The organism is Nocardiopsis sp. CNS-639, assembly GCF_000381685.1.
GTDB classification, from domain to species: Bacteria; Actinomycetota; Actinomycetes; order Streptosporangiales; family Streptosporangiaceae; genus Nocardiopsis; species Nocardiopsis dassonvillei.
In genome coordinates this window covers 183,629-208,422 of record NZ_KB906854.1, presented here as the reverse complement: position 1 = coordinate 208,422, position 24,794 = coordinate 183,629, and the positions used below count along the sequence as shown (strand labels likewise).

Here is a 24,794-nt window from a genome sequence, read left to right as displayed (position 1 = left end):
TCCACCCCTGCCCCCGCGTGCCCGCGTTGACCCCGCATTGACCCCCCGGAGTGCCCGTGCCCAGTGGACGCCACCGACAGGCCTCACCGACCGCCGCGAACACCCGCAGGGTGGTCGCGTCGCCGTTGGGGATCACCGCGATCGCCGTCGCCCTGATCGCGGTGGCCGCGGTCGCGGTCCCGGTCGGACTCGACATGCTCGGCTGCGGCGACACCCGCTACCTGCGCGTGTCGGCGACCCAGAGCATCGCGCCCGTGCTCCGCGAGGCCGCAGGCGAGTTCAACGACGAGCGCCCCAGCTACGACGGGGAGTGCGTGTACGCGCAGGTGGACGAGATCGCGCCGCACCGCATCATGACCGCCCTGTCCGGCGGCCAGGCGGGCGACTCCACCATCGCCCCGCACGTGTGGGTGCCCGAGTCCTCGGCCTGGGTCGAACTGACCCGCGTATCCGGGAGCGGCACGCACCGCATCGACACCGAACCGCCCTCGCTGGCCAGCTCACCGGTGGTCCTGGCCGCGCCGCGAGGCGGCGGGGGCCTGCCCGAGCCCGACGAGGCCGGGTGGCCCCTGGTCCTGCCCGACGAACGCGAACGCCCCCTGGTGATGGTGGACCCCAACCGGGGAGCGGACGGTATGGCCGTCATGCACGCGGTCCGCCGACACCTGGGCACCGGTGACGGAGCCGACACCGCCATGACCGACTTCGTGCGCGACGTGCAGCTCGACAGCGCGTTCGGCGAGATCGACCTCGCCACCTTCTACAGCTCCGGCCACACCGGCGGCGGGAGCGGCGAAGGCGGCGGAGAGCGTGTCGACCCGCTGATCGCCGTCCCCGAACAGGCCGTGGTGTCCTACAACGCCGGCCGCGCCGAGTCCGCGCCGCCGCTGGAGGCCCACTACCCCACCGAGGGCACCGTCAGCCTCGACTACCCCTACGTCACCACCACCGACACGTCCTCGCTGCGGTCCGCGGCCGCCGACCTGCACGAGGTGCTGCGCCGGGACTCCTACCGCGCCCGGCTCCGGGAGCTCGGCTTCCGCGACCCCGACGGCACCCTGTCCGGTACGGCCGGTGCGGACCCCGACGGGTTCGGTGTGACCGCGGAGGAGCCGCCCACCCACGACGACCTGACCGGGGACGCCCTGCTGGCCTCGGTCACCGACTGGAACCGGCTGTCGATGCCCAGCCGCACCCTGGTGCTCGCCGACACCTCCGCGAACATGGCGGAGGACCTCGACGGGGGCCCGACCCGGATGGAGGTGGCGCAGCAGGCGGCGCTCATGGGCCTGTCGCTGTTCCCCGACGAGACCGACATGGGTCTGTGGCTGATGTCGGACGAGAACGCGAGCGGCCGCGTCGAGGCCGCGGACATGCACCCCCTGGGCGGGACGGAGCAGGGCGACACCGCCACCCGTCGCCGGGAACTCATAGGGGTGGCCGAGGAGATCGCGGTCCGCGGCGGCGGTTCGCGCCTGTACGACAACATCCTGGCCGCCTACGACCGGGTGCAGGAGGACTACGACGAGGACAAGATCAACAGCGTCATCCTGCTCACCGCCGGTCAGGACGAGGGGTCCAGCGACATCACGCACGCGGACCTGGTGGCGGCGCTCCAGGACCGCTTCGACCCCGAGCGGCCGGTCAGCATGTTCATCATCGCCTTCGGGTCGCGTGAGCAGCAGGTCGCGGAGGAGGAGCTGCGGCAGATCGCGGCCGCCACCAGCGGTTCGCTGTTCGTCACCGACGACCCCGACGAGATCGGCGACATCTTCCTCAGCTCCATCTCACGGCGTCTTTGCGTGCCCGACTGCGACAGCTGACGACCGGAGCCGTTTCCCGGCCAACGCGGTCTCGATTGGGTATCGGAATCGAATTTCGTTCCGTCTCGCACGGAGAGGAGAACACGAGGGCAACGGACGGAATCCCTGAGATGACCGGTGCTGTGCCCGGGTTCACACCGGCGGGCTCCCGACAGCGCCAACGTGAGAGCGGCACGGTCGGCATTCACCCGGTCTGGACTGTTGAGTACCGTTTCCCACCAGTAACACCCCCCCTGCACCCCCGTCCGTACACCACCCGTGAGGAAAGCTGTGGGACGTCACCGCGGAAGATACGCAGAAGAGACCTCCGGCCGGTCCAGGCGCCGTCGCGGCCGCGGCGGCGCCTTCGCCGCCCTGGCCGCCGCGCTGGTGATCGTGGTCGGCCTCGCCGCGGTGGGCGTCTACGTGTTCGGCCGGTCCGACGGCTGCCGCGGTTCCGACATCGCGCTGGACGTCGCGGTCAGCCCCGAACTCGCCCCGGCCCTGACCGACGTCGCCTCCGACTTCAACGCGGAGGAGCACCAGGTGGACGGGAGCTGCGTACAGGTGCAGGTGCGCCAGGTCGACTCCGCCAACGTCGCCTTCGGCATCACCGGCGCGGGAGCCACCATGGGCGACACCGACTCCGACGTGTGGATCCCGGACTCCTCCCTGTGGCCGCGCCTGGTCCAGAGCCAGGCGGGCGACGCCGTCATCACCGAGACCGGCACCTCCGTGGCCCGTTCGCCGCTGGTCCTCGCCGAACTCACCGAGTTCGCCGACGAGAACTCCCCGAGCAGCTGGGCGGAGGTCGTGCCCACCACCGCCCCGGGCCAGGAGGCGGAGCGCACCGTCCGCGTGGTCGACCCCGCCCGCAACGCCACGGGGCTGGGCACCCTCTACCTCCTGCACGGAGCGCTGGAGGAGGCCAGCCCGGACACCGCCACGTTCAACGCGCGGATGACCGCGGTCCTGCAGGGCCTGCACCGGGGCGCGTCCTCGGACGAGGAGGCCGCCTTCCTCGCCCTCAGCGGCGGCGCCGCCGAGGCCCCGCCCATGATGGTGATGTCGGAGCAGGCCGTGTGGCGCTACAACGCCGCGCACGGGGACACCCCCGCCCAGGTCGGCTACATGGAGGGCGGCACCTACTACCTCGACTACCCCTACGTCGTGCGCAGCGAGGAGAGCGCCGTCACCCGCGCCGCGGAGGAGTTCCGCGAGGCGGTGCGCGGGGAGGAGGCGCGGACCCGGCTGCTCGCGGAGGGGTTCCGCGGCCCCGAGGGGCAGATCGACACCTCCGTGCTCACCGAGGAGGTCGGCTTCGCCGCCGAGCCTCCCACCGAGCTGCCCACGCCCGCGGCGGACTCGATCACCGGGCTGATCCGCACCTGGAACCAGCTCAAGATGGACTCCCGGGTGCTCGCGATCGTGGACGTCTCCGGCTCGATGCTGGCCGAGGTGCCCGGGACCGGGATGACCCGCATGCAGGTGACCAGCGCCGCCGCCACGCAGGGCCTGGAGATGTTCACGCCCAGTTCCGAGCTGGGCCTGTGGGAGTTCTCCACCAACGTCAACAACGAACTGCACTACCAGGAGATCGCGCCGATCCGCGAGCTCCAGGCGGCCGCCGACGACGGCACCGCGCACCGGGACGTCCTGGCGGGCGCGCTGGCCTCGCTCCAGCCCCTGCCGCAGGGGGACACGGCGCTGTACGAGACCTACCTGGCGGCCTACCAGGAGATGTCGCGCACCTACCAGCCGGACCGGACCAACGTCATCCTCATGCTGACCGACGGCGACAACGACAACCCCGGCGGCCTGGGGCTGGACGAGCTGATGTCCCAGATCGAGTCCCTGGCGAGCCCGTCACGGCCGATCCCGATCATCACGATCGCGTTCGGGCCCGACGTGCAGAACCTGGAGCCGCTCCAGGAGATCGCCGCCGCCACCGGCGGCGCCGCCTACATGACCGAGGACCCGACCGAGATCGGTGAGATCTTCCTCCAGGCGTTCTCCCTGCGCATCTCCGAGGACTCCGAGGAGACCACGGAGTAGCCAGAACGGCGTCCGGGCCGCGGGCCCGGACGCCTCCCCCTCCCCACTCTCCCCCACACGCGGATACGGCCCCTTCCCCCGGGACGCCGACGGGCGGTGACAAGTCCCTGTCCTCTAAGTGAGGGGCTCTGGACTTCTCCGTTGCGTTGGCGTACTCAGAGAGGAGTCGGGGGGTGCCCCGCGGCACCGGAGGCCCGGCACACGACGACCGGTTGGGGGAAGGCCATGACGGAGGCGTGGATGCCCGGCGCCGAGAGGCTCGGCGGTGGGACGAGCAACCGGACGCCCCCCGGGATCGGCGCTCCGCGCGCCGTGTGGACGGTGACGGGGTCCGACCCCGGGGCCTGGTCCGCGCGCGAGGAGGCTCGGCGGCTGGTGAACGAGGAGCGCGAGGCGCACCTGGTGTGGAACCCGCTGACCGGCGACGTGGTCCAGACCCTGGCCGCGACCTGCCGCGGACGCCTGCCCTTGGGCGGCACGCGCCAGTACGGGCTGTACCACGACCACGGCCACGAGGGGCGGGTGTGTCTGGTGGTGGCGGTGGTGTTCTCGTGGGAGACCCCCTTCACCAACGGCCCGATGCGCGGACTGTCCCCGATCCTGACGTGGTTGGACTCCTGGGGGGTGGAGCGGGTCTGGTGCGCGGACCCCGCGGGGTCGGTGGCGGGGGCCGTGGACGCGGGGAGCCAGGAGAAGAGGAGCGGGGAAGCGCGGACGCCGGGCATGAGGAGCGCGGTGTCGGACACTGTGGCGGCGGGCGTCGCGGCGACGGGTAGCGCGGCGGCGCACAGTGCGACGGCGCCGCACTCCGCCGAGGCCACGCGCGCGGCGCGGGTGGCGCGCGCGTGGGCCAGGGGAGGGCACTTCGGCCACGACCAGGTCCCCGGCTCCTGCGCCAAGGGACCTGGAGGACTGGACACCGCACGGCTGCTGGCCACCGGCCTCGTCCCGCCGCCGAGCGGTCCGCGCGCTCCCGCCGGCCCGCGACCCTCCGCGATGAGGTGAGTACAGCACGGCAGGAGAAAAATGGTCCGGGTGTCCTGACCACCGGTAATCGGACACCACTGGTTCATCGCCGTTCCGCAACCCTTTAGTCTGTCGCCCATGGGTGGATCTATCGAGCCGGGTTGGTACGCGGACCCGCAGGGCGACGCGCAGACGCTCAGATGGTGGAACGGCAGCGAGTGGACACGGCATACCCGTTCCCTGAGCGAGCTCCAGGGCGGTGGCGATCCGGGAGACGAGGAGGCCGCGACCACCCACCTGGGCGGACCCGGACAGGGTGGGTCCGGACAGGGCGCCCCCGCCTCCGACGAGGAGGATCCCGGAACGGTGCGGCTGGGCCCCTCCCAGACGCAGTCGGCGGCACCGATCGACGACGAGCCCAGCACCATGCGCATCAACCCCTCCTGGGCGCAGGGATCCCCCCAGCAGGGCACCACCCCGCCGTCCCCCCAGCCCCCGATCGACGACGAGCCCAGCACGATGCGGATCAACCCGTCGTGGGCACAGGGTTCCTCCTCTCCCTCTTCCCCCTCTTCTTCCTCCCCCGCCTCACCGCCCCCCGGCGCACCCATCGACGACGAGCCCAGCACCATGCGCATCAACCCCTCCTGGGCGCGGGGCGGCGACGATGACGAGGAGCCCACCGCCGACCTGAGCGGCACGAACTCCACGATGCGCGTCAACCCGGCCGACCTCCCGGGCCGCGGCGGCCCCGGAACGGACGGCGGGTACGGGTCGGGCGACGGAGCGACCGTGCGGGTCAACCCGGGCGACCTTCCCCGGCGCGACGAGGACGAACTGCCCACCGCCGACCTCACCGACGACGAGATCCCCACGTCCAACCTGACCGACGACGACCTGGGCGGTGAGGCACCGCGCACCGCCGTGTTCGACCCGGGCGACCCCGCACTCCCGGGTGGCGGGACCTCCGGTACTGCCGTGTTCGACCCGGGCGACCCGGCCTTCTCCGGAGGCGGGGCCGCAGGGGGCGGGGCCGCCGGTACCGCGGTGTTCAACCCCTCGGGTGGCGAACCCTCCGGTACGGCCGTGTTCAACCCGGGCGACCCCGCCTTCTCGGGAGGCGCGGACGAGGGGAACAAGAAGGGCGGCAAGTTCAACAAGTTCCTGGGCAGCCTCAAGGAGGGCTGGTCCGACCTGTCCGAGGAGCGCAAGGAGCAGCGCCGCCACTCCGAGGAGGAGGCGGCCAAGCGGCGCGAGGAGGAGCGGGTCCGCAGGGAGGCCGAACTCCAGGAGGAGGCCAAGCGCCGCGAGGAGGAGGCCCGGCGCCGCGCCGAGGAGCAGCCCCCGGGCGCGCAGGGGCCGAGCGCCGCTGCCGCCGCCGGTTCGGCGGTCGGTGCGCAGCCGGGAGCCCCGTGGTCCCCGACCGGTCAGCCCGAGCAGCCCGGCCAGCCCGGTCAGCACTCCTCCGAGCAGCAGGCCCCGGGCCAGCAGCCCTCGGGGCCGCAGTCCTCCGCCCAGCCGTTCCCCGGTGCCCAGCAGCCCCCGGGCTTCCCGCCCGCCGCGCAGCAGCCGCCCTCGGGCCCCCAGCAGGGGCACTCCGCTCCGCCCGCGGCCCCGTCCGGACCGCAGCAGGGCATGTTCTCGCCCCAGCACCAGTCGGGACCGCAGCACCCGCCGTCGGGGCCCCAAGCCGGTTACCGCCAGCCCCCGCCGCCCCAACAGGGTGGTTTCGGTCCGCCCGGATACCCGCCCCCGCAGCACATGGGCGGCCCGAACACTCCGGGGCGTCCGCCGCAGGGCATGCCCCCCGTCGGTCCGCCGCCCGGCCAGCGGAACAAGCGGTCGGGCCCGCCGCCCGGGTACCCGCCGACCGTCGGCCCCATGGCCAACACCCCGGGCGGACAGCCGCCGATGGGCGGACACCCCGGGGGCCCGCAGTGGGGCCAGCCGGGTCCGGGGCAGCCCCCCGGACCGGGACAGCCCTACCAGCAGCACCGCCCGCAAAAGCCCAAGAAGAAGCGGGGAGGGTGCAGGGGATGCGGCTGCGGCTGCTTCACCTTCCTGCTCATCCTGCTCGTCCTCCTGGTCCTGGGCTACCTCCAGTTCTGGGGCGTGTGGGACTGGATGTACGCCATCTTCGGCGTCGGTGAGCCGCCCGGCGTCTCGGACCCCTGGATCTGGGACTGACCCAGGCTCAAGGGGGCGGTCGGACACGGTCCGGCCGCCCCCTTCGTCATCCCCCGCGACTCCCCACAACCCCTAAGCTGACCGGTATGAATGACAGTTTGGTGTGGATTGACTGCGAGATGACGGGCCTGGACTTCGAGCGCGACGCGCTGATCGAGGTGGCCTGCCTGATCACCGACGGCGAGCTCAACATCCTCGACGAGGGCGTGGACGTCGTGATCAGACCGCCGCAGGCCGCACTGGACCGCATGGGGGACTTCGTCCGCGACATGCACACGACCTCCGGCCTGCTGGAGGAGCTGGACAAGGGCGTGAGCCTCCAGGAGGCGGAGGACCTCGTCCTGGAGCACATCCGCCAGTACGTGACCGAGCCGCGCAAGGCTCCGCTGTGCGGCAACTCGATCGCTACCGACCGCACCTTCCTGGCCCGCGACATGAAGCGCATCGACGAGTTCCTGCACTACCGGATGGTCGACGTGTCCTCGATCAAGGAGCTGCTGCGCCGCTGGTACCCGCGCGTGTACTACGCGAGCCCGGAGAAGAACGGCGGGCACCGGGCGCTCGCCGACATCACCGAGAGCATCCACGAGCTGCGCTACTACCGCGCCGCGGCCTTCGTGCCCGAGCCCGGCCCGAACTCGGCCACCGCCCGCGCCATCGCCGCCGAGGTGGTGGCCGGGGGCACCGGCGCGGAGGCGCGCGAGGCGGCTCTCGGGAACGACGCGACGGAAAACTGATCGAAGCACTCCCCGGAGTCCGCTAAGCTTTCATACGTACGCGGGGCCGAGAGGCCCGGCGCACGTGGTGGGTGTAGCTCAGCCGGTAGAGCACTTGGTTGTGGTCCAAGAAGTCGCGGGTTCAAGTCCCGTCACTCACCCCAGAGGCGAAAGCCCCTGACCAGCGCGAAAGCGCAACGGTCAGGGGCTTTCGCGCGTCCAGGGGTGTATCGAGACGCGCATCGGTCCGTGTCTCTCTCCCCTGTCTCCGCGTACTCCATGACGATCATCGGTTGGACACGAACCCGAATGAGTGGAGCCACTCCGGTGCGGTGGAGCGCTCAGCACCAGTGGACGCGGGCGTCGGTGTCGACCGCCGTTTGGCAGACGGTGATGAGCGGATCGACGATGTAACGCACGTCCTCCGCCGTCAGCGCGGCTTCACGGACCAGGAGGACCTGGGGAGGGCGTCTCCCGCTCCGTCCCAGGAGATACGGCCAGGACACGGTGAGGTGTCCGTCATGGTCGAGCGCCGTGAAGCGCACTTCGCCCTCCCCCACTTCCTCCTGGGCGAACCTCGATGACCGGAAGAGCTCCATCAGGGGATCGGTTTCCTTGTCCTCCACGAAGAACCCGTCAGGGCCCAGCCCCATTCGGAAACGGGAGCGCACACCGAGTCCGAACACGTATCGGCCTGATCCGGGGTGCTGGAGGATCGGTTGATCCGACCCCTCACCAACAAGCAGCATCCGCCTGCCGAGGTCCTTGCTTCCGGCGAGGTCGCGCAGCTCCGACAGCATCGCCGCGGCCTCCTCGGTCTCGAGAAACCCTCCGTTCGCGCGGGGAAGGCGGCTCGCCAGTACCGGAAAACGATGCTCCCCGGCCTCGTCGATCGCCTTACGGAACCACTCCACTCCCGACCAGTTGGAGATCCGCCCGGAAACCAGCTCCATCTCCTCGTGCGGGCAGGCGGCGTTCGCCCTCCAGTCGTCCATTCGATGGTGGAGGTCCTCGTGACCCTCGTAGGGCACGACGAGATCGACGAACCCTTCTTCCTCGTCCACGCGAATGAGGGACGGGTCCACGGGCGGCGGCGTGCTAAGCCGCCCGTCCCTCCAGCAGCGGCAGGGCACGAAGGCGTCCAGTCCCATGTGACCATCCCCAGTTCCGTCTCCCACCGGCGCGCTCCAGGGATACACGAGGCACGATGACAGAGCTTCACCCGGGGGCGGTTCTCCGTGGGTGTCAGCCATGAACCCACCGAGCACAGGGACTCGTGGCCCGTTTGCCGGACGGCCTCCCGGGCATTCCCACCGTCGCCCGTTTCCCTCTTCCTGGGCACCTGGCAAGCACTCCTCCTCCGTACGGGAAGGCGACGAGAATGTTCGGTGCCGAGCTCCGCCGACGCCGGCAGGAAGCCCGAATGTCCCTGGCCGATCTGGCCCGGACGACCCACTACAGCAAGGGGTACCTGAGCAAGCTGGAGACCGGAGCCAAGCCACCGACCCCCGAGGCCGCCGTCGCCTGTGACACCGCGCTCGGCGCGGACGGCGCGCTCCTCGTTTTCGCTCCCGCCCGGAACCTGTCCGGGGATCCAGCGCCGAAGGTGCCCTCCCGCAGCCAGGAGGTGTGGATTCTTCGCATGGAGGATGACGGCAGAACCGAATTCACCGGAATCGACCGCCGTACGGTGCTGTCCGCCGGGGCCGCCTCTCTGATGACGCTGGCCGCCGGTCCCGCCCCCGCTGCTCCGGAGACCTTGGGATGGTTCCGTGGACAGTTCGCGGCGTTTCGCGTACTCGGTCAGCAGGCTCCACCCCGCGTCGTCCTGCCACTGGCGGTGGCTCAGGCCAACGCGTTGCGCCACCTCGCGACGGGTACGGACGGACGCTCAGCGTCGACGGCCCTCTCCCTGGCTTCCCGCTTCGCCGAGTACGCGGGCTGGATGGCGCAGGAGGCGGGCGACGACACGGCTGCCCTGTGGTGGACCGACACCGCCGTGACGATGGCCGCCGCGGCCGGAGACCGGGAGATGGGCGCGTATGCGCACGTACGCCAAGCCCTGGTCGCGATGTACGCCCACGACGGAGCCCGGACGGTCGCACTGGCCAGACGTGTGCTCTCGAAGCCCGGAGCCTCGCCGAGGGTACTCGGGTTGGCGGCCAAACGTGAGGCTCAGGGGCATGCCCTGATGGGGGATCTGGTGTCGTGCGAGCGTTCCCTGGACCGCGCCCGCGAGCTACTGCCGGATCCGGACGGCCCGCTCTCCCCGGAAGTCCTGGGTTCCTCGCATGTGACCGATCCCGTGGGCGTCGCCCGAGGGTGGTGTCTGGTGGATCTGGGCCGGTTCGAGGAGGGGGCTCGGATCCTGGACGAGGAGGTGACCCGGCTTCCGGAGTCCGCGGTACGGGCCCGGACCAGATTTGGAACACGAAGGGCCCTGGCACACGCCCTGGCAGGAGAGGTCGAGCACGCGTGCACCCTGACGCGGGACCTGCTGGACGGTGCGGCGATGTCCGGTTCGGCGACGATCGTGGCCGATCTGCGCCGCCTGTCCCAGGCTCTGGCCCGCCATCACGGGCATGAGGAGGTACGTGACCTGGGCCCTCAGCTCGTGGCCGCACTGCACCAGCCGTGAGTGGGCGCCCGCCCGTTACGGCGGGCGGGCGCTGGTTCTACGCCCCGTGGTCGGGTTCTCCTTCGTCCGGGGCGCCACCGTCTTCGCGGGGATCGGCGTTGGGCTCACTCGAGGTGGTTCCGGGCAGGTCGAAACGCTCGCGAAGCCGCGGTGCCAGATAAGCGCGGGGACTCCTCTCCAGTACCTGGACGAGCCGGTCAGCGAACATCGTGCGTTGGTCCTCGTCCTCGACGGAGGCGATCATCTCCGCCAAGGCATCACCCCAATCGGCGGGGGTCTGCCCGCGGTCGTCGGCGGGGCTCTGCGCGTTCCACCCCGATCCGACGTCCGTGTGGAAGGTCCCGAAACCCACGCCGTCCTCGGCTTCCAGCCCCTCCGTCGCCGGGGCCGGCTCCCACTCCCGCAGCCGCTCGCGCAGATCGGTCAGGTCCTTGCCCTTGCCGGCCTCCGAGAGTCGGGCGAGCGAACCCACCCGCCCCACCGTGGTCTCGACGTTGGCGCCGTTGCGCACCAGGTCCCAGATGACCGCGTTGCCCGGAGTGGCGAAGACGTCGTCGGCGAAGTAGGCGCGCTTGGTCCGTTCGACGGAACGCTCCACCTCCCACCTGTTGTTCTCCTTACGCAGGTCGGCGAGCTGCCGCAGGCGGTCGGCGTCCTCCTCCGGAAGCCTGAGCAGCACGTCGTCGGCCCACACCTCCAGGAGACCGTCATGGACCGGCACCGCCTCGCCGAGCCGGGCTGCCAGGGCGTGGTGCGCCACGTCGGCCTCAACCGCCCGGTACTTGCCCGCTTCGACGCGCGCCGCCGTCACGATCGCGTTCTCCGCGGCCCTCGCGGGGTTGCGCAGTCTCGCGTCGGGCCCGTCGGTCCACCTCCACCGAACGTCGGCGGAGAACACGAACTCGTAGTCCTCGGTCAGGCTCGCCATCCGGGTGTCGCGGACCCGGGCCGACCCCGGCTCGTGGCGCATGGTGACTGTGGTCGTGGCGGGCAGCGGAGGCTGGCCGCCCGTGATCGAGCTCAACAGCAGCAGCAGGGCGAGGACCATGAGCAGCAGCGGCGCCCACAACCATGTCCACGTTCCCGCCAGGGGGTAGAGGACGGCGGGGACGACGACGAGGGCGGAACCCATGATCAGAACACGGTTGCGCACGGGAGAGTTCACGGGGTGGGGTCCTTCCGTGACGGATCTGTCGGAGAGGACAGGTCGAGCCCCTGCGCGGCGTCGATACGGCGCAGAAGACGGTCGACCCGGGCTGGACGGGGAGTGGGCGTACCGGACGCGGTTCCACCTCCGCCAGACCATCGCAGGGCGGTGGTGTAGAGAGAGGAGAGGCAGCCGGTGTCCATTGCAGCTGTGACCAGCTGGTCCACGAGGAGGTCGGGCAGGGATCCCGGATGGCTGAGGAGCCGTTCGGCGTAGTGGGCTGCCGTGTGGGGGCCGAGGGAAAGCGCGACGGGCAGTCCCGTGGCCATCCACGCGGTGACATCACGACGCGCGGTGTGGGGCCGACGGCCGCCGACGATCATGGCCGGTGCGGTCAGGTCCCAGAACAGGACCCGGTCGATCTCGCGGTTTCTCCGGTCGGGCCCGGCGAGCTTGTTGCTGACCCTGCGCAGCAGACGCCGGTACAGGGCGGGGTCGTCGGCCAGCCGGGACAGCGTGGACCGGGCGGCCTCGGCCGCCTTGCGATCGGCGTTGTCAGCCAGATGGTGCAGCCGAACCAACGCCTGATCGGGGTGGGTGGTGGCGAGCTCCTTCGCGCACACGGCCACCAGCACGTAGGCCAGCGCCCTTGGGATCGTGCGGTTGCGCGCCCACACGTAGACCTGCTGGCGGGTCGCCGTGCCGTGTCGGGCGTCCGCCAGCGCCGAGGAGAGCAGGAGGGCCGCCTGCGGACCGAGTCCGGCGGCCCACGAGTCCACCCGGCCGAGGAGCTCCGACAGGCGGTGGGTGCGCAACGCCTGCTCGGCCCACCGTTCGGCCACGGCGTCCCGGTCGGCCGGGGGCAGCTCCGGGTCGGCCACACACGCGTCGATCCAGGACGCGAACTCGGCTTGCAGGTGGGGGCAGGCGTCCCAGAACGCCGTGCGTAGGGCGCGTCCGTAACCGGGGGAGGTGAAACCGATGCGCCGATCCTCGCCGAGGCCGGCCCCCACCCTCTCGAGCTGGGTGACGAACCGTTTCCGTTCCAGGGGCGGGGTCTCGTCCTCTGGGGCGCGGACCGTCGGAAGGAGGCGTTCGACGGCGGCGGAGTGGTGGTCGAGCCTTGCTCCTTCGAAGAAGGCCGCAGCCAGCAGGAGCGCACGGTCACGGCCACTCGCCTCGTCCAAGGCTTGGTCCGCGTCCGGGTGGCCGTGGCCCAGGACCCGGTCGAGCAACTCCCGGACGCCTCCCGGGCCGGAGGCCGTACGGTGTTCGTCGCGGGTGCGGCGTGCCAACTCCTCGATCTCCGACATCGACGCGTGACCGAGCCAGGCGGTCACCGCCTCGGAGAGCGGCACGGAGGATCCGGCACCGGAAACGCCGTCCCCGGGTGACTCCGTCACGGCGGGCATGGTCCGGTACTGGCGCAGGTGTGAGTCCAGGACCGCCGCGCCATCGGGACGGCGCAGGGCGACCGACCGTTCGCGTAGGTCGTCGGGAAGCTGGCGGACATCGTCCTCGTCCACGACGAGCACCAGCCGTGCCTCGGCCTCCCGGACCTGCGACGCCAGGACGACGATGTCCCGGCGCAGCTCGGCGACGTCGGATACCGGTCCGGTCAGGTCCACCAGGATCCGCTCACCACGCTGGACATCCCCAGCGTCGAGCACGGGCCGGGGGTCGGCCTCCACCTGGATCTCACGCAGATCGACCTCGCGCTCCCACCCCTTGGGGACGAGGGTCAGTTGCGCGGTGGTACGCCTGCCCACGCCCTCCGGGCCTGACATGACGAGGATCCCGTGCGCGGCCAACTCCCGGCGCCGTTCCTCCTCGTCGTATCCGGGTGGAACCACGTACCGGGCACGTAGGTCCTCAAGGCGCCGGGAGGTGACCACGGTGCGGAGGTGACGCAGCCGCCCCCGCTCGTCCATGGCGAACCTGGCGTACTCGGCACCCACGAAGATCGTGCTGATGTTCTGATCACCGGTGCCGTGGTGCACGGAGGAATCGTTGTACTGGGTGCCCTCCCCCGCGTTCACCGCACCGTCGTTGCCTGCGACGACCGTCTCCGGTGCCGCTCCTGGTGGCTTCACCGGCTCTCCCCACGGTCGCGGTGTCCGAGGAACCGATGGACCCCGATCTGGTCACCGGTGCCGTTGTGCACGGTGGAACCGTTGTACTGGGAACCCGCGCCCGTGTTGACCGGACCGGAGTTGCCGAACGCCACGTCCCCGGTCCGTCCGCTGATCCCGTTGATCCCGTGGAACTCTCCGGCCTGCGACACCGTTCCGCCGCTCACATCGTGCGCGGTGTTGAACACTCCACTCCCCGCTGGCTGGCGGGAGGCGTCCTCGGAGGTCTCGTCAGCTTCCCCGAGCCGGGGGACGGCCACCTCCACGGCCTCGATGATGTCCACGAGGTCGGACTCGGCGGAGCGGTGGTGGAGACGGCGGTTCTGGCAGCGGGCCAGGCCCCGCATGTCCTCGGGAAGGTCGGCGGGGCGCAGCCGGGCCGCCCCGTCGAACAGGACGGGGATGACCGGGGTGCCCAGGGACAGGGCGGTGGCGATCTCCCGACGGGTCCAGTCGTCGGGATCGTCGAGGGCTCGTCCGTCGCCGCCGGACCGGTGAGGGCTGTCGAGCCATGCGGGACCGATGATCGCGACGAGGACCTCGCAGCGGCGCACGGCCGCGTCCAGGGCATGTACGTAGTCCTGCCCGGCGTCGATCGAACGACTGGCGCGGAACACCTCGTCCGGACCGAAGCGTTGCTTGAGCTCGCGGTCGATCAGTGTGGCGACGTGCTCGCCGTCGCCCGTCCTGTAGTTGATGAAGCATCCCGGCATGGAAACCCCTTCTTGTCAGTCACGGTCGGGCAAGCGGATCATGTGCCCAGTGACTGATCCTGGAGTCCCCGCAGCCACCGGAAAAGGCCGAGGGACACGTTTTCCCGGGGCCCGACGAAAGGGAAACAGGAAACCCCGCACCCGTGACCCCGGCTCACCCAGCCAGGTCGGCACGGACCTGGAAGGCATCGGAAACCTCGAGGGTGTGCGCCGCATATGCCCGGCTCAGCAGTTCTTCGGGCGGGTAGGCGTCGTAGCGGTTCACCGCTTTGTCCCGACCCTCCGCAGCGCGTTCCACGCCCTCGCGGCGGTCACCGGCGAGGTCGAGCGGGCCCTAGCCGCCTTGCACGGCCGACTGAGGGTAGAGGAAGTGCCCGAGGTGCGGGTCAGCCTGGTCCCGGCCATCGCACAACTGGCCCGCGAGCACCATACGAGCGGTGATGCCACCGTCTGGGCCCGTGGGCTGTGGTCGTCCTCGGAGCAGGACGCCGGGACACGACTGGGCGCGGCGCTCGCGTGGCTGTGCCTGACGGAGGAGCCGGTGCCCGACCAGCTTCTCGGGGTCCTGCCCCAGGTACTCACGACGGTGGTGGCCGACGCCATATCGCGGGTGCCGTGGATACGGTACGTCGACACCGACGACACCGGGATCCACCACTGCCTGACCCAGATGCTCGGCGCGCATGCGCGGCAGGTGCTCGGCGAGAACACGCGGGATCTACGGGATCACGATCCGTGGGCGTGAATTCGGCCGCCGCCCGATAACGCGTTATTTCCGTCTCCAAAAAATATGCAGGGGCTCGTCTGGTGCTCCACGTCGAAGTCATTCGGAGTTTCTTCGCTGATCCCCTTCGCTTCGGCCAGGCCGGACGGCGGCCCGGTGTCCTCCTGGGTGGTGCCCACGCACACAGGAGGTTCCGGGCCGCTGCGGCCTCCGGCGGCAGAGCCCCCTGCCGGGCCCTGCCGCAGACGCGTCCGGTACCGGCGACGGACACCCCTCTTCCACCGGCACGGAACCGTGCCCTCGCCGCAGACGGCCACCGTGCCCTGTGGCCGGTGCGGCGGTGGCGTGGCTCCGTGGCCGCTTCCGAGCTCCGCCCACCTCACGGTGCTCCGGGAGCGGCCAGCCCGACCCCCTCGGGCTGCCGCCGGTGCGTCCTCGCACCCAACTGGATGACGCACCGGAAAAGGCGGGTATCGTCGCCCGTCAACCGGTTCCTCATTCATGATCGGTGGACCGAAACGGTCTCCGACCGGGTGGCGGCTGGAGGCCCTCGAACCCGGGGCGGCGTGTCCCCGTCCCGTCGCCGGTGGCCGTCCGCAGCGGTGGGGTGGCCGGTCCGTCTCCCCCGCCGGGGACGGATGCGCTCACCCCCGCCCGGCAGGCGGTCAGCGGCGACAAGGTCTGGAACACGGGCGTCGTGGTCTCTGCGGGTCCCGGGAGCGGTGACGCCGAAGAGGTCGAGTCCCTCGGCGAACCGGGTCGGCGCGGGGTCCGGGAAGCCCTCCCCATGGACGGCGGTGCGCCCGTCGAGCGCCCTGTCGTCGGCCGCGTCCTCCTCGGGGTCGTCGCGCAGGACGTTCGGATCGGCGTTCGCGTCCGGAGACGGCGGTGTGCTGTGGTCGACCACCAGCACCGGCGGGTGGTCCTCGACGTCGAAGCGGCGCCAGGCCGTGGTCCCGGACTCGTCGCGTTCGGCGAGCCGGAGGTGGAGGTGGGGTTCTCCATTGTCCACGGCCTGCTGGTAGGCCTCGGTCAGGTCGAACTCCACGCCGCCGGGCACGGGGCAGGCGGACCGCCCGCCCCTGATCCTTCGGGTGTCGAGCAGGGCGCGTGCCCGCGGCTGGTCGTTCCAGGTGACCCCCTCATCGAAGGGGTCGACCCGGTGCAGCTGCACGAAGGAGTCGCTGCCGCAGTCGTAGGACCACGCCACCTCGGTGCGCAGCACCGCGGATTCGACGACGAAGCCGGGGCCGGGCGCGACGGGGAACCCGAACAGGGCCCTGCGGGTGTAGTTCCGGTCCCATTCGAGGCGTCCGGTGCCCACGCTCGCGGTTTCGGCGCCGTCGTGGGGCCGGTCGGGGAAGGCACGGTCCACGTAGGTCCACGAGGAGCTCTCGACCTCGGTCCGTTCACCGTGGGGGCGCGCCGGGGCGAAGGGACCGCCGGTGGCGGACGCGGCCCCGGGTCCGGCCGGGCCGCTGGTCCCCTCCACGTCCGGGTCGCTCCCGCGCGGTCCACCGCTCCGCTCCCCCGGGGCACCGGGCCCTCCGGGGACGGCGGCGCCGTCGGCGGTGGTGGGAACGCCCTCGTCAGCTGTGGCGGGAGCGGCCGCCCCCAGCACGAGAACCAGGGCGTAAGCCGCACAGACCGCCGTCGCACGGGTCAGGGAACGACGCATTACGGGTGGTGCCTACACATTCCAGCTATGACCGAAAAAGAATTCAGGAGAAACGTTCACATCCCGCTTCAGCCACGAGGAATTTACCAAATTTCCACAGCACCCCACAAACCCCAGGGGTATAAACACGGACCAAAACTCTGGTTATCACCCGAAGAAACACCGGCACCGCGCAAACCCAGCCCGCCCGAAAAGAAGCACGCGAACACGCCGGCGCCCTTTATTTGACAGCCAGGAAAAACCCATTCACGTCAGACCGGAAACCAGGCGCTTCCGGGGACGGACACGCGCTCACCGGGCCCCGAACCTGTCCGGCCCGCCGCCCGGGCCGGACAGGTTCGGGTCCCAGCCGCAGGGCGCGGGAACACCCCCGCGCCCGTACCCGGCGGGATCGTGGAGAACCGGCCCTTGAGGACGGTCACTCCCGTTCGGCGTCGGGGTCCGGCGGCGCTTCCTCGGTGAGCCGGATCCGGCTCGCGAGCCGGTAGTCGACGCGGATGTCCGTGTACACCACTCCGGAGCGGACGCCGTGGGGAAGCCCCGAGCGTTCGCTGCCGGAGGTGCCCTCGTGCTCCGGCTCCCCCTGGGTCCGGGACCTGACCTCCGGCACCTCGCCGAAGGTCAGTTCGTCCGCGGACACGGAGGCGCTGATCTCCACGTCGTACTCGGGCCCGGTCCGGTCGTCCATGGCCTCCCACCTCCCGATCTCCGAACGGTGCGCTCCAGGCTGCTCCAGGCCGCCCCAAGCACAGCGGCCACGGTCCCCGGTGCTCGGCTCCCCCGGCGCCCGGCTCCTCCACTGCCCGGTTTCTCCACCGTCCTACTTCTCCGCCGTGTCGTCGGAGTCCTCCACGACCTCCGCGACGTCCCCGACGTCCTCCACGGCCTTCCCCGCTCCCCGGCCGACGCCCCGCGCGGCCTCCCCGGCGCCCCGGGCCACACCCTCCACCGCGTTCCCGGCTTCGCGGGCCACACCCTCCACGGCGCTCCCGGCACCCCGGCCCACGTCTTCCACCGCGCCGCCCGCGCCCCGGCCCAGGGCTCCCACGGCCTGCCCCGCACCGCCCGCCACCTGGTCGAGCGAGGTCCCCACCCCCCGGGTCACGTGCTCCAGGATCTGCGGGTTGGTGTCGATGGTCTGCAGGACCCGCGTGATGATCTCCCGGACGTTGTCGAGCTGGACCTTGAGCAGGGCCTGGGCCTCGACCCCCTTGAGGGTGAGGCTGACGCGGCCGAGTTCGACGTCCGCGCCCACCTTGAGCTTGAGCAGGTCCAGCACCTCGGCCTGGAGGGAGACGGAGGCCCGCAGGTTCTCGACCTCCAGTCCGATCTCGTCGACCTTGACCACCGGGACGTCGAGGAGCACGTCCGGGTCCTCGACCCCGGGGGCGCGGACCGGGCGCTCGGCACCTGGGACGCGGCCGGTGTGTGCGACGTCCGCCCCGGGGGCCCGGGGCTCAGCGGCTTCGGGTTCGGGGACCTGAGGCTCGGTGGCTTCGGGTTCGGGGGCCTTGGGTGCGGCCGTCGACCGCCTGGCCCGAGCGGGCCCCGCCACGGCCTCCCGTTCGGTGGGCGCGACGTCCCCCCGGGCCTTGCCGCCTCCGCCCTTGGCGGACCGGCCCGTGCTTCCTCCGCTGTCCTGAGTACTCCGTTTCACCTTCTGCGCACCCTTCTGAACGGTCCGGCCAGGCCCCGGGGCCCCGCCTCCCGGCGACGGCCCGCGCCGTCGGCCGTGTCGCGGACACCCCGACTGCCTGTCCGATTTATTGCCGTTTGGGAGTTATGCGTGCATGTTCGCCCCATGTACCCCCGGCCACCGCCCCGAAACGGTTCCCCCTGCTCAGAGCACCTTCGCGCCATCCCGAGCGGACACCCGCCCCGCCCCCGCCGCCCGCCCTGCCGGCGGAACCGGCCACGGCCGCACCCCGGGGCGGGGCACGGACGCGCGCACCCGGACGCGACGGCGCCGGGTGGACCGCGCATGGCGGGACGGCGACGGACGGGTGAACGCGGGCGGGGACGCCCGTACCCGTCTGGACACCGGACTCCGGACACCGCGAGGATCGGTCTCCTACCGAGCCGGGCCCTCGGGCCCGGCGCACACGGAGGTTCGACGTCTTTCGTCCGGCGCCTTCGGGAAGGGCAGGGACAGCGTGGACGAGGGTTCCCGCGAGGAGGTCGTCACCGCGCCCTCACGCAGACGGCGCCCGATCCAGAGCGGGCTGGCCACGGGTCTGGTGATCTTCGTCGGCCTGGGCACGGCCCTCCAGGGGCTCCCGGACCTCGTGCCGGAGAACGGCGGCCTGCTGGTCGTGGTGCTCGCCCTCCTGGGCATGGGGGTCACCGCCTCCGCGCAGGCGCTGCTCGACCGGCTCGACCAGTCCCAGCGGCCCGAGGAGAAACCCGCGCTGCGCCGACGGCTGCCTCCGCCGGTGGACCACTTCACCGGCCACGCCGCCCTCATGGCCGAGCTGCTGGACGAGTTCGCCCGCTTCCCCCGCCGGGGCGCGCGCCGCCTGGTCGGCCGACCCGCGTGGAGGGCGGGGAGGCGCGGCTCCCGGGGCCCGCTGGCCATCGCGATCACCGGCGAGGGCGGCACCGGCAAGAGCCAGCTCGCCGCGCAGGTCGTCGACAGGGTGGCCGACCGCTTCCCCGACGGCAAGCTGGAGTTCGAGCTCTACGGCGGCGCGGCGCACGAGGCCCCGCCCGAGACGCGCTCCTCCGTGCTCGGCCGCTCCGTTCCGGGCCACCGCTCCCGCAAGGGCGGATCCGAGGGCCCCGACCCGATCGCCCCGGCGCGCCGCGAACCCCGTCGGCCCGAGGACGTCCTCGTCCAGATGATCACCGAGGTCGGGGGCCGCCCGCCCGACGGGGCCTCCCTGGAGGAGCTGTGCGTGCTGTGGCGGACCGCGACCGAGCAGCGCCGACTGCTGGTCGTCCTCGACAACGCCAAGGACTACGCCCAGGTGGAACCGCTGCTGCCCGGCGGCCGGGGGTGCGCGGTCCTGATCACCAGCCGCAACGACTTCCCCGACGCGGCGCAGCCCATGCTGCGCAGGCACCTGGACCCCCTTCCGCACGAGGAGGGCACGGAGCTGCTCAACCGGCTGGTGCGCGACTCGCCCCGCCCCCTGTCGGAGGCCGACCGCGCCGCGCTGCCCGGCCTCGTCTCCGCGTGCCACGGGTTCCCGCTGGCCATCTGCCTGGTGAGCACGCAGGTCACCCAGGAGCGGGGACCCGGCGCCGCCGATCTGTTGCGCCATATGAGCGACCCGGCCCTGCGGCTGACCGTGCCCGGGCCACAGGCCATCGCCCAGTCCCTCGCGTTCAGCCTCCAGCAGTGCGAGCCGCGGGAGCGGCTGCTGCTGAGCCGCCTGGCCGGAGCCGGTCTGACCACCTTCACCGCGTGGGCGGCCGCCGCCCTGCTCGACGTCTCCGAGGACGAGGCCAAGCCGCTGCTGCTGCGGATGAGCCACCGGTACCTGGTGACGTACCTGTACGAGGCGGGAGGGTTCGACCGGTTCCAGCTGCACGACCACGTCCGCGAGACCCTGCTGACGGCGGGTCCCCGGGTCCTGGGCGTGCCGGAGGAGGAGCTGCCGGACTGGTCGCGGGAGGAGCTGGGGTTCGCGGTGGAACGGCTGCTGCGCGCCTTCGACCGGATCGCGGAGGCTGCGGCGAGCCGGGCCGCGCCGCACGAGTGGAGCTTCGGGGCGTCGCTGCCCGGCGGCGACGCCGAGCGACACGGCGGGGGCGACCCGGCCCCGATCGGACCGAGGGGCCCGGCCGACCCCATGGCGTGGCTGGAGACCGAACTGCGGGGCTTCGAGGTCTGCTTCCACTGGACGCAGCCGCGCGCGACCGCCGAGGACGACCCGCCGCGCGGGCGGGCCACCGAACGGGAGCGGCAGCGCGAGCGGGCCATCGGGTACGGGTGGCGGCTGCGCCGGGCCTTCGCCGTGCTGTGCCGGACCGGGCGCACGCAGTGGGAGGCGGTGCGCGAGGCCACCCAGCAGGCGACCGCGCTGGCCCTGGAGATGGGCGAACCGCTCGCCTACGGGGTCGCCCTGCTCGACCGGGCCGAGGTGGCCAGCGGCCACGGCGACCACGACACCGGCTACGAGCGCGCCCTGACCGCGCTCTACATCCTGGAGCAGCTGGGGGCGGAAGCCGATCCGCGCTGGAAGGCGCGGGCGCACCGGGCGGTCGGGGTGAACCTGTACCGCCGGGGCGACCTGGACGACGGCCGGGCCGAGATCGAGGAGGCCGTGCGGATCTTCTCCGAGCACGGTGACCGCTGGTGGCAGGTGCGCGCCCTGTGCAACCTGGCCGAGGTGGACCGCTTCCAGGGCTACCTGGAACGGGCCTACGAGGCGCTCACCCGCGCGCAGGACCTGCTGGTGGGCTCCCAGGACTCCCAGGAGCAGTGGGCCAGGGTCCGGTTGCAGAAGGGGGAGGTGCTGCGGCTGCGCGGGTTCACGCTCAACGCCTGGTTCCTGCTGGAGGACGAGAGGGAACGGCTCTCCCGTGCGCCGAACGGGGACTGGTACCACGCCCGCTACCTGCGTTCGCTGGGCCGGTTGCCGACCAACGAGCTCAACCGGGAGGCCTGGGAGTGCGAGCTGCTGCTCAGCCCCGCGCGGGAGCGCGACCGCCGCCGCCTGACCGCGCGCGACCCCGGGTGGCCGGGCAGGCAGCGGGCCAGGGTGGCCGGCCTGTTCGCCGACGGGGGGATGGAGTACGCCGAACGCTGCGCCGAGGTGCGGCCCGCGCGCGGGCTGCTGCGCCGACGGGAGAGGCTGCGCGACACCTGGCAGGTCGCGGACCAGATCGCGCGGCTGCGCGACGCCGAGCGGGCCTTCGTCGAGATCGGTGACGACTGGGGGCGCTGGCGCACGTGCCTGGTCCTGGGACAGGCCCGGATGGCCGTGGACCGGGATCGGGGCAAGGAGGAGATGCTGCGGGCCGCCGAGGGCTTCCGGGAACTGGGGGACAAGTGGTGGCACGCCCGCGCGCACCGCATGGCGGCGGAGTCGCTGCAACAGGCCGAGCGGCTGCCCGAGGCCGAGGAGCTGGCCAGGGTCGCGGTGGACGGCTACCGGGGCCTCCAGCACCGTTCGGGGCAGCTGCGGGCGATGAAGCTGCTGGCGGGGATCATGACCCGCCGCGACCTCCTGGAGGCCTGGCGCACGCTCAACGAGGCCGAGGGGCTCGCGGAACAGGGTGTCCGGCTCGGAACGGTGCCGTTGTCGCTGCTCGGGGAGATCCGGGACATGCTGCGCGTCATCGAGCACGGTTCGGACTCGGCCCCCGGCACCGACCCGGTACGCCAGTCCGGGGGCCCGGCCGGGAGCCCGGGGTCGCGGACCGCTGAGCCGGGGTAGGGGCCCGGGCGGCCGGAACCGGTGCGCCGGGCGGGCCGAGGCGGAAGACGTCTCCGCCGTACCAGCGGCCGGTCGGGCACCGGCCCGAGCGCCGGGACGTCCGGGCCCGGGGCCGGTGTGGAAGGTGTGGGGCCGCGGGGAGCGCGCGAGCGCGTCAGTTGGGGAACCACATGATGAGGTTGCGGGAGTAGACCAGGACGAAGGCCGTAGCCACCACGGCCGCGGTTCCCGCGGCGAGCGCGAGGGAGCGCGGGCGCGGGGCGGGGCACCGTCGGACCGCGGCCCATCCGAGGAACGCGGCACCCGCGGCGATGGAGCAGGACCAGTAGACCGGGGACGTGGTGTCCGCGATGTAGAGGAGTCCGTACGCCCCCTCGCCGACGAGCACGCCGCTCATGGCGCCCGCAGCCGGCGGGGCGAGGCGGGACCGCGTGCGCAGCGCGTTACCGCCCCAGCCCAGGACCGGCCCCACCAGGGCGGCGGCCGTCAGCCAGAAGAACGTCCCCCCTGGCGAGGCGGAGAATCCGCGCAGGACGGAAGCGATGTCGTAGCCGAGGACCATCGCCGCCAGCGACAGCGCGCCCGCGATCGCCGAGACCCACGGGCGCGGGGAGAGCATGCCGAGAAGGAAGGCGACCAGGCTCCAGCTCCCGGCCGAGTTCGCCAGCGGGGCCAGGCCGTGGGGAAGCAGTCCCTGCGCGTAGGACGTCAGGAACCCCGTGAGGAGTCCCGCGCCGACGGCCGCGCCCAGAGGGGTCAGCAGCGCGCTCGGGGAAGCGGGTACGGGCTCGGTCGCGGGCTTCTCCGTGTCTGCGGCCATGGGGTCTGTTCCGTTCCGTCGTCGCGTGCTCGCCACGGACAGGGCGGCCTGTCCTCACCGGGGTTAACGCCGCGCCCCGCTCCCCCGGTTCGTCGGGCTCAGACCATGCCGCCGTTGGCGTAGAGGGTCTGGCCGTTGACCCAGCGGCCGGGCCCGGCGAGGAAGGAGACCACCTCGGCGATGTCCTCGGGGGCGCCGAGGCGCCCGAAGGGGTTCATCCCGGCCAGCCGCTCCACCTGCTCCTCGCTCTTGTCCGCCAGGAACAGGTCCGTGGCGGTGGGCCCGGGGGCGACGGCGTTCACCGTCACGTCCCGGCCCCGCAGCTCCTTGGCCAGTACCGGGCTGATCGCGTCCACGGCGCCCTTGGAGGCGGCGTAGGCCGCGTAGGTCGGCAGGGCGAGCTTGCCGACCGAGGTGGAGACGTTGATGATCGCCCCGCCCCGGCGAACCCTCCTGGCCGCCTGCTGGTTGACCACGAAGGTGCCCCGGATGTTGGTCCGGTGCATGCGGTCGAGGTCGGCGAGGTCGAAGTCGGCCACGGTGTCCAGGAGCATGATCCCGGCGGAGTTGACCACGACGTCCACGCCGCCGAACCGCTCCTCGACCGAGTCGAAGGCCGCGCGCACGGCGTCCTCGTCGGCGACGTCGGCCCGGATCGCGACGGCGCCGCCGCCCGCGTCGGTGACCGCGGCGACGGCGGCCTCCGCCGCGGCGGTGTTGCCCGCGTACACGATCGCGACGTCCTGGCCGTCGGCGGCGAGGCGTTCGGCCATCGCCCGTCCGATACCGCGCGACCCGCCGGTCACCAGCGCCACACGCTGTTCGGTGCTGCCCATGATCGTCCTCCCGTCGGGGCGGCCTTCCGCCCACCCTTGATAACGCTGATAACACTAGTACTTGATCGACGATAACACAAAGGCGATATCAGAATTCCGTTATCATCGATACATGGCTTCCCGCAGCGACAACCGGCAGAAGGTCATCGAGGCCGCCGCAGACCTTCTCAGGAACCACGGGCGCACCGCGGTCACCACGCGAGCCGTCAGCACCGCGGCCGAGGTGCAGCCCCCGACGATCTACCGCCTGTTCGGTGACATGGACGGCCTGCTCAACGCCGTGGCCGCGGACGGTTTCACCCGTTACCTGGCGCGCAAGACGGCCCAGCCCGCCTCGTCCGACCCGGTGGAGGACCTGCGGGGCGGCTGGGACCTGCACGTCGGGTTCGGTGTGGAGAACCCGGCCCACTACCTGCTGATGTACGGCGACCCCGCGCCGGGCGGAAGCGGTGAGACCACACGGGAGGCCCGGCGCGTCCTGCTCACGCTGGTGCACCGGGTCGCGGAGGCCGGCCGGCTCGTCGTCGGTGTCGAACAGGCGGCGGACATGGTGCACGCCGCGGGCATGGGCGTCACCCTCAGCCTGATCAGGGCGGGCTCCGACCGGCCCGACCTGTCGCTGTCCGTCAGGACGCGCGAGGCGGTCCTCACGGCGATCACCTCCGCCCCCGGCGCCGACACCGGCGTGGCGGCCGGCACCGGTCCCGGAGCCGACCTGGACCGCGAACCCGCTCGTCGGGCGATCGCCCTGCGCTCGGTCCTGGACCGGTCGCGGGCGGAGCTCAGCCACGGCGAGCGCATCCTGCTGGGCGAACTCCTCACCCGCCTGGCCGACGCGGAACCGGGGTCCCGCGACCTCTGACCCGCCCGCCCCCTCAGCCGCCGGCGGCGGCACCGCACAGGACACGGAAGCGGAACAACGGCGACGGCATGGCAACCGGCGGCACGTGTCGCGCGTGGAAGAGGAGGACACCGCGCGAGCCACATTCGGGAGCG

18 protein-coding genes and 1 tRNA gene are annotated in these 24,794 nt (G+C 72.2%); 10 read left to right on the top strand and 9 right to left on the bottom strand.

Annotated elements, in window-relative coordinates:
* The first annotated feature begins 56 nt into the window (after nucleotides 1-56).
* From G011_RS0100800 to G011_RS0100775, 6 genes are all read left to right on the top strand, one after another.
* A complete protein-coding gene (locus G011_RS0100800) occupies nucleotides 57-1,823 on the top strand; it encodes a VWA domain-containing protein (RefSeq protein ID WP_026337888.1) in 1,767 nt (588 codons plus the stop codon).
* A gap of 270 nt (nucleotides 1,824-2,093) precedes the next feature.
* Entirely contained in the window at nucleotides 2,094-3,857 is a 1,764-nt protein-coding gene (locus tag G011_RS0100795) for a substrate-binding and VWA domain-containing protein (RefSeq protein ID WP_019606786.1), read from the top strand.
* 225 nt (nucleotides 3,858-4,082) lie between these two features.
* Nucleotides 4,083-4,862 (top strand): hypothetical protein, encoded by a 780-nt coding sequence (locus G011_RS0100790; protein ID WP_019606785.1) that lies wholly within the window; start codon nucleotides 4,083-4,085, stop codon nucleotides 4,860-4,862.
* 99 nt (nucleotides 4,863-4,961) lie between these two features.
* Nucleotides 4,962-7,010, top strand: coding sequence for a DUF2510 domain-containing protein (locus tag G011_RS30830; RefSeq protein WP_081642906.1), 2,049 nt, complete (start codon nucleotides 4,962-4,964; stop codon nucleotides 7,008-7,010).
* An 86-nt stretch (nucleotides 7,011-7,096) separates the two neighbouring features.
* Nucleotides 7,097-7,747 (top strand): oligoribonuclease, encoded by a 651-nt coding sequence (orn, locus tag G011_RS0100780; RefSeq protein ID WP_081642905.1) that lies wholly within the window; start codon nucleotides 7,097-7,099, stop codon nucleotides 7,745-7,747.
* A gap of 67 nt (nucleotides 7,748-7,814) precedes the next feature.
* Nucleotides 7,815-7,890 (top strand) — tRNA-His (locus tag G011_RS0100775).
* Nucleotides 7,891-8,067: 177 nt separating this feature from the next.
* Here the strand turns inward: G011_RS0100775 and G011_RS0100770 are convergent.
* A complete protein-coding gene (locus tag G011_RS0100770) occupies nucleotides 8,068-8,790 on the bottom strand; it encodes a hypothetical protein (RefSeq protein ID WP_155979694.1) in 723 nt (240 codons plus the stop codon).
* Nucleotides 8,791-9,107: 317 nt separating this feature from the next.
* Between G011_RS0100770 and G011_RS0100765 the strand changes: the two genes are divergently transcribed.
* Complete coding sequence (locus G011_RS0100765) at nucleotides 9,108-10,364, top strand: helix-turn-helix transcriptional regulator (protein ID WP_026337886.1); 1,257 nt, start codon at nucleotides 9,108-9,110, stop codon at nucleotides 10,362-10,364.
* 37 nt (nucleotides 10,365-10,401) lie between these two features.
* Here G011_RS0100765 and G011_RS0100760 read toward each other — a convergent pair whose 3' ends face one another.
* From G011_RS0100760 to G011_RS29460, 3 genes are read right to left on the bottom strand one after another with little or no spacing between them, the layout of a single operon-like run.
* Nucleotides 10,402-11,529, bottom strand: a complete 1,128-nt coding sequence (locus G011_RS0100760; RefSeq protein ID WP_019606781.1) for a hypothetical protein — start codon at nucleotides 11,527-11,529, stop codon at nucleotides 10,402-10,404.
* A complete protein-coding gene (locus G011_RS0100755) occupies nucleotides 11,526-13,604 on the bottom strand; it encodes a hypothetical protein (RefSeq protein ID WP_026337885.1) in 2,079 nt (692 codons plus the stop codon). Before G011_RS0100755 ends, G011_RS0100760 begins: the two co-directional genes overlap by 4 nt.
* Complete coding sequence (locus G011_RS29460; protein ID WP_019606779.1) at nucleotides 13,601-14,356, bottom strand: toll/interleukin-1 receptor domain-containing protein; 756 nt, start codon at nucleotides 14,354-14,356, stop codon at nucleotides 13,601-13,603. Before G011_RS29460 ends, G011_RS0100755 begins: the two co-directional genes overlap by 4 nt.
* Before the next feature lie 379 nt (nucleotides 14,357-14,735).
* Between G011_RS29460 and G011_RS29455 the strand changes: the two genes are divergently transcribed.
* Nucleotides 14,736-15,101, top strand: coding sequence for a hypothetical protein (locus G011_RS29455; RefSeq protein WP_231391354.1), 366 nt, complete (start codon nucleotides 14,736-14,738; stop codon nucleotides 15,099-15,101).
* Between the two features lie 478 nt (nucleotides 15,102-15,579).
* On the opposite strand, the gene G011_RS30505 is transcribed toward G011_RS29455, so the two are convergent.
* The 3 genes from G011_RS30505 to G011_RS0100730 form a co-directional block, all read right to left on the bottom strand.
* Nucleotides 15,580-16,758, bottom strand: a complete 1,179-nt coding sequence (locus tag G011_RS30505; RefSeq protein ID WP_155979693.1) for a DNRLRE domain-containing protein — start codon at nucleotides 16,756-16,758, stop codon at nucleotides 15,580-15,582.
* 418 nt (nucleotides 16,759-17,176) lie between these two features.
* Complete coding sequence (locus G011_RS0100735) at nucleotides 17,177-17,446, bottom strand: hypothetical protein (protein WP_019606777.1); 270 nt, start codon at nucleotides 17,444-17,446, stop codon at nucleotides 17,177-17,179.
* Nucleotides 17,447-17,578: 132 nt separating this feature from the next.
* Entirely contained in the window at nucleotides 17,579-18,415 is an 837-nt protein-coding gene (locus G011_RS0100730) for a hypothetical protein (RefSeq protein WP_026337884.1), read from the bottom strand.
* A 496-nt stretch (nucleotides 18,416-18,911) separates the two neighbouring features.
* Between G011_RS0100730 and G011_RS0100725 the strand changes: the two genes are divergently transcribed.
* The gene (locus G011_RS0100725) at nucleotides 18,912-22,142 is read left to right on the top strand and encodes a tetratricopeptide repeat protein (protein WP_019606775.1); all 3,231 of its coding nucleotides are present in this window, start codon (nucleotides 18,912-18,914) and stop codon (nucleotides 22,140-22,142) included.
* Nucleotides 22,143-22,296: 154 nt separating this feature from the next.
* Here G011_RS0100725 and G011_RS0100720 read toward each other — a convergent pair whose 3' ends face one another.
* Nucleotides 22,297-22,962, bottom strand: coding sequence for a DUF6518 family protein (locus G011_RS0100720; RefSeq protein ID WP_019606774.1), 666 nt, complete (start codon nucleotides 22,960-22,962; stop codon nucleotides 22,297-22,299).
* 98 nt (nucleotides 22,963-23,060) lie between these two features.
* Nucleotides 23,061-23,798: an SDR family oxidoreductase gene (locus G011_RS0100715; RefSeq protein WP_019606773.1), complete on the bottom strand. Its 738-nt coding sequence runs from the start codon at nucleotides 23,796-23,798 to the stop codon at nucleotides 23,061-23,063.
* Nucleotides 23,799-23,910: 112 nt separating this feature from the next.
* On the opposite strand from G011_RS0100715, the gene G011_RS0100710 reads away from it, so the two are divergent.
* Entirely contained in the window at nucleotides 23,911-24,660 is a 750-nt protein-coding gene (locus G011_RS0100710; RefSeq protein WP_019606772.1) for a TetR/AcrR family transcriptional regulator, read from the top strand.
* Nucleotides 24,661-24,794: the final 134 nt, after the last annotated feature.

What these genes read in the sequence shown, in the direction of transcription:
- G011_RS0100710 (WP_019606772.1), top strand. Translation starts at nt 23,911, where the DNA reads ATGGCTTCCCGCAGCGACAACCGGCAGAAGGTCATCGAGGCCGCCGCA.
- G011_RS0100735 (WP_019606777.1), bottom strand. Translation starts at nt 17,446, where the DNA reads ATGGACGACCGGACCGGGCCCGAGTACGACGTGGAGATCAGCGCCTCC.
- G011_RS0100715 (WP_019606773.1), bottom strand. Translation starts at nt 23,798, where the DNA reads ATGGGCAGCACCGAACAGCGTGTGGCGCTGGTGACCGGCGGGTCGCGC.
- G011_RS30830 (WP_081642906.1), top strand. Translation starts at nt 4,962, where the DNA reads ATGGGTGGATCTATCGAGCCGGGTTGGTACGCGGACCCGCAGGGCGAC.
- G011_RS0100720 (WP_019606774.1), bottom strand. Translation starts at nt 22,962, where the DNA reads ATGGCCGCAGACACGGAGAAGCCCGCGACCGAGCCCGTACCCGCTTCC.
- G011_RS0100765 (WP_026337886.1), top strand. Translation starts at nt 9,108, where the DNA reads ATGTTCGGTGCCGAGCTCCGCCGACGCCGGCAGGAAGCCCGAATGTCC.
- G011_RS29460 (WP_019606779.1), bottom strand. Translation starts at nt 14,356, where the DNA reads ATGCCGGGATGCTTCATCAACTACAGGACGGGCGACGGCGAGCACGTC.
- G011_RS30505 (WP_155979693.1), bottom strand. Translation starts at nt 16,758, where the DNA reads ATGCGTCGTTCCCTGACCCGTGCGACGGCGGTCTGTGCGGCTTACGCC.
- orn (WP_081642905.1), top strand. Translation starts at nt 7,097, where the DNA reads ATGAATGACAGTTTGGTGTGGATTGACTGCGAGATGACGGGCCTGGAC.
- G011_RS0100790 (WP_019606785.1), top strand. Translation starts at nt 4,083, where the DNA reads ATGACGGAGGCGTGGATGCCCGGCGCCGAGAGGCTCGGCGGTGGGACG.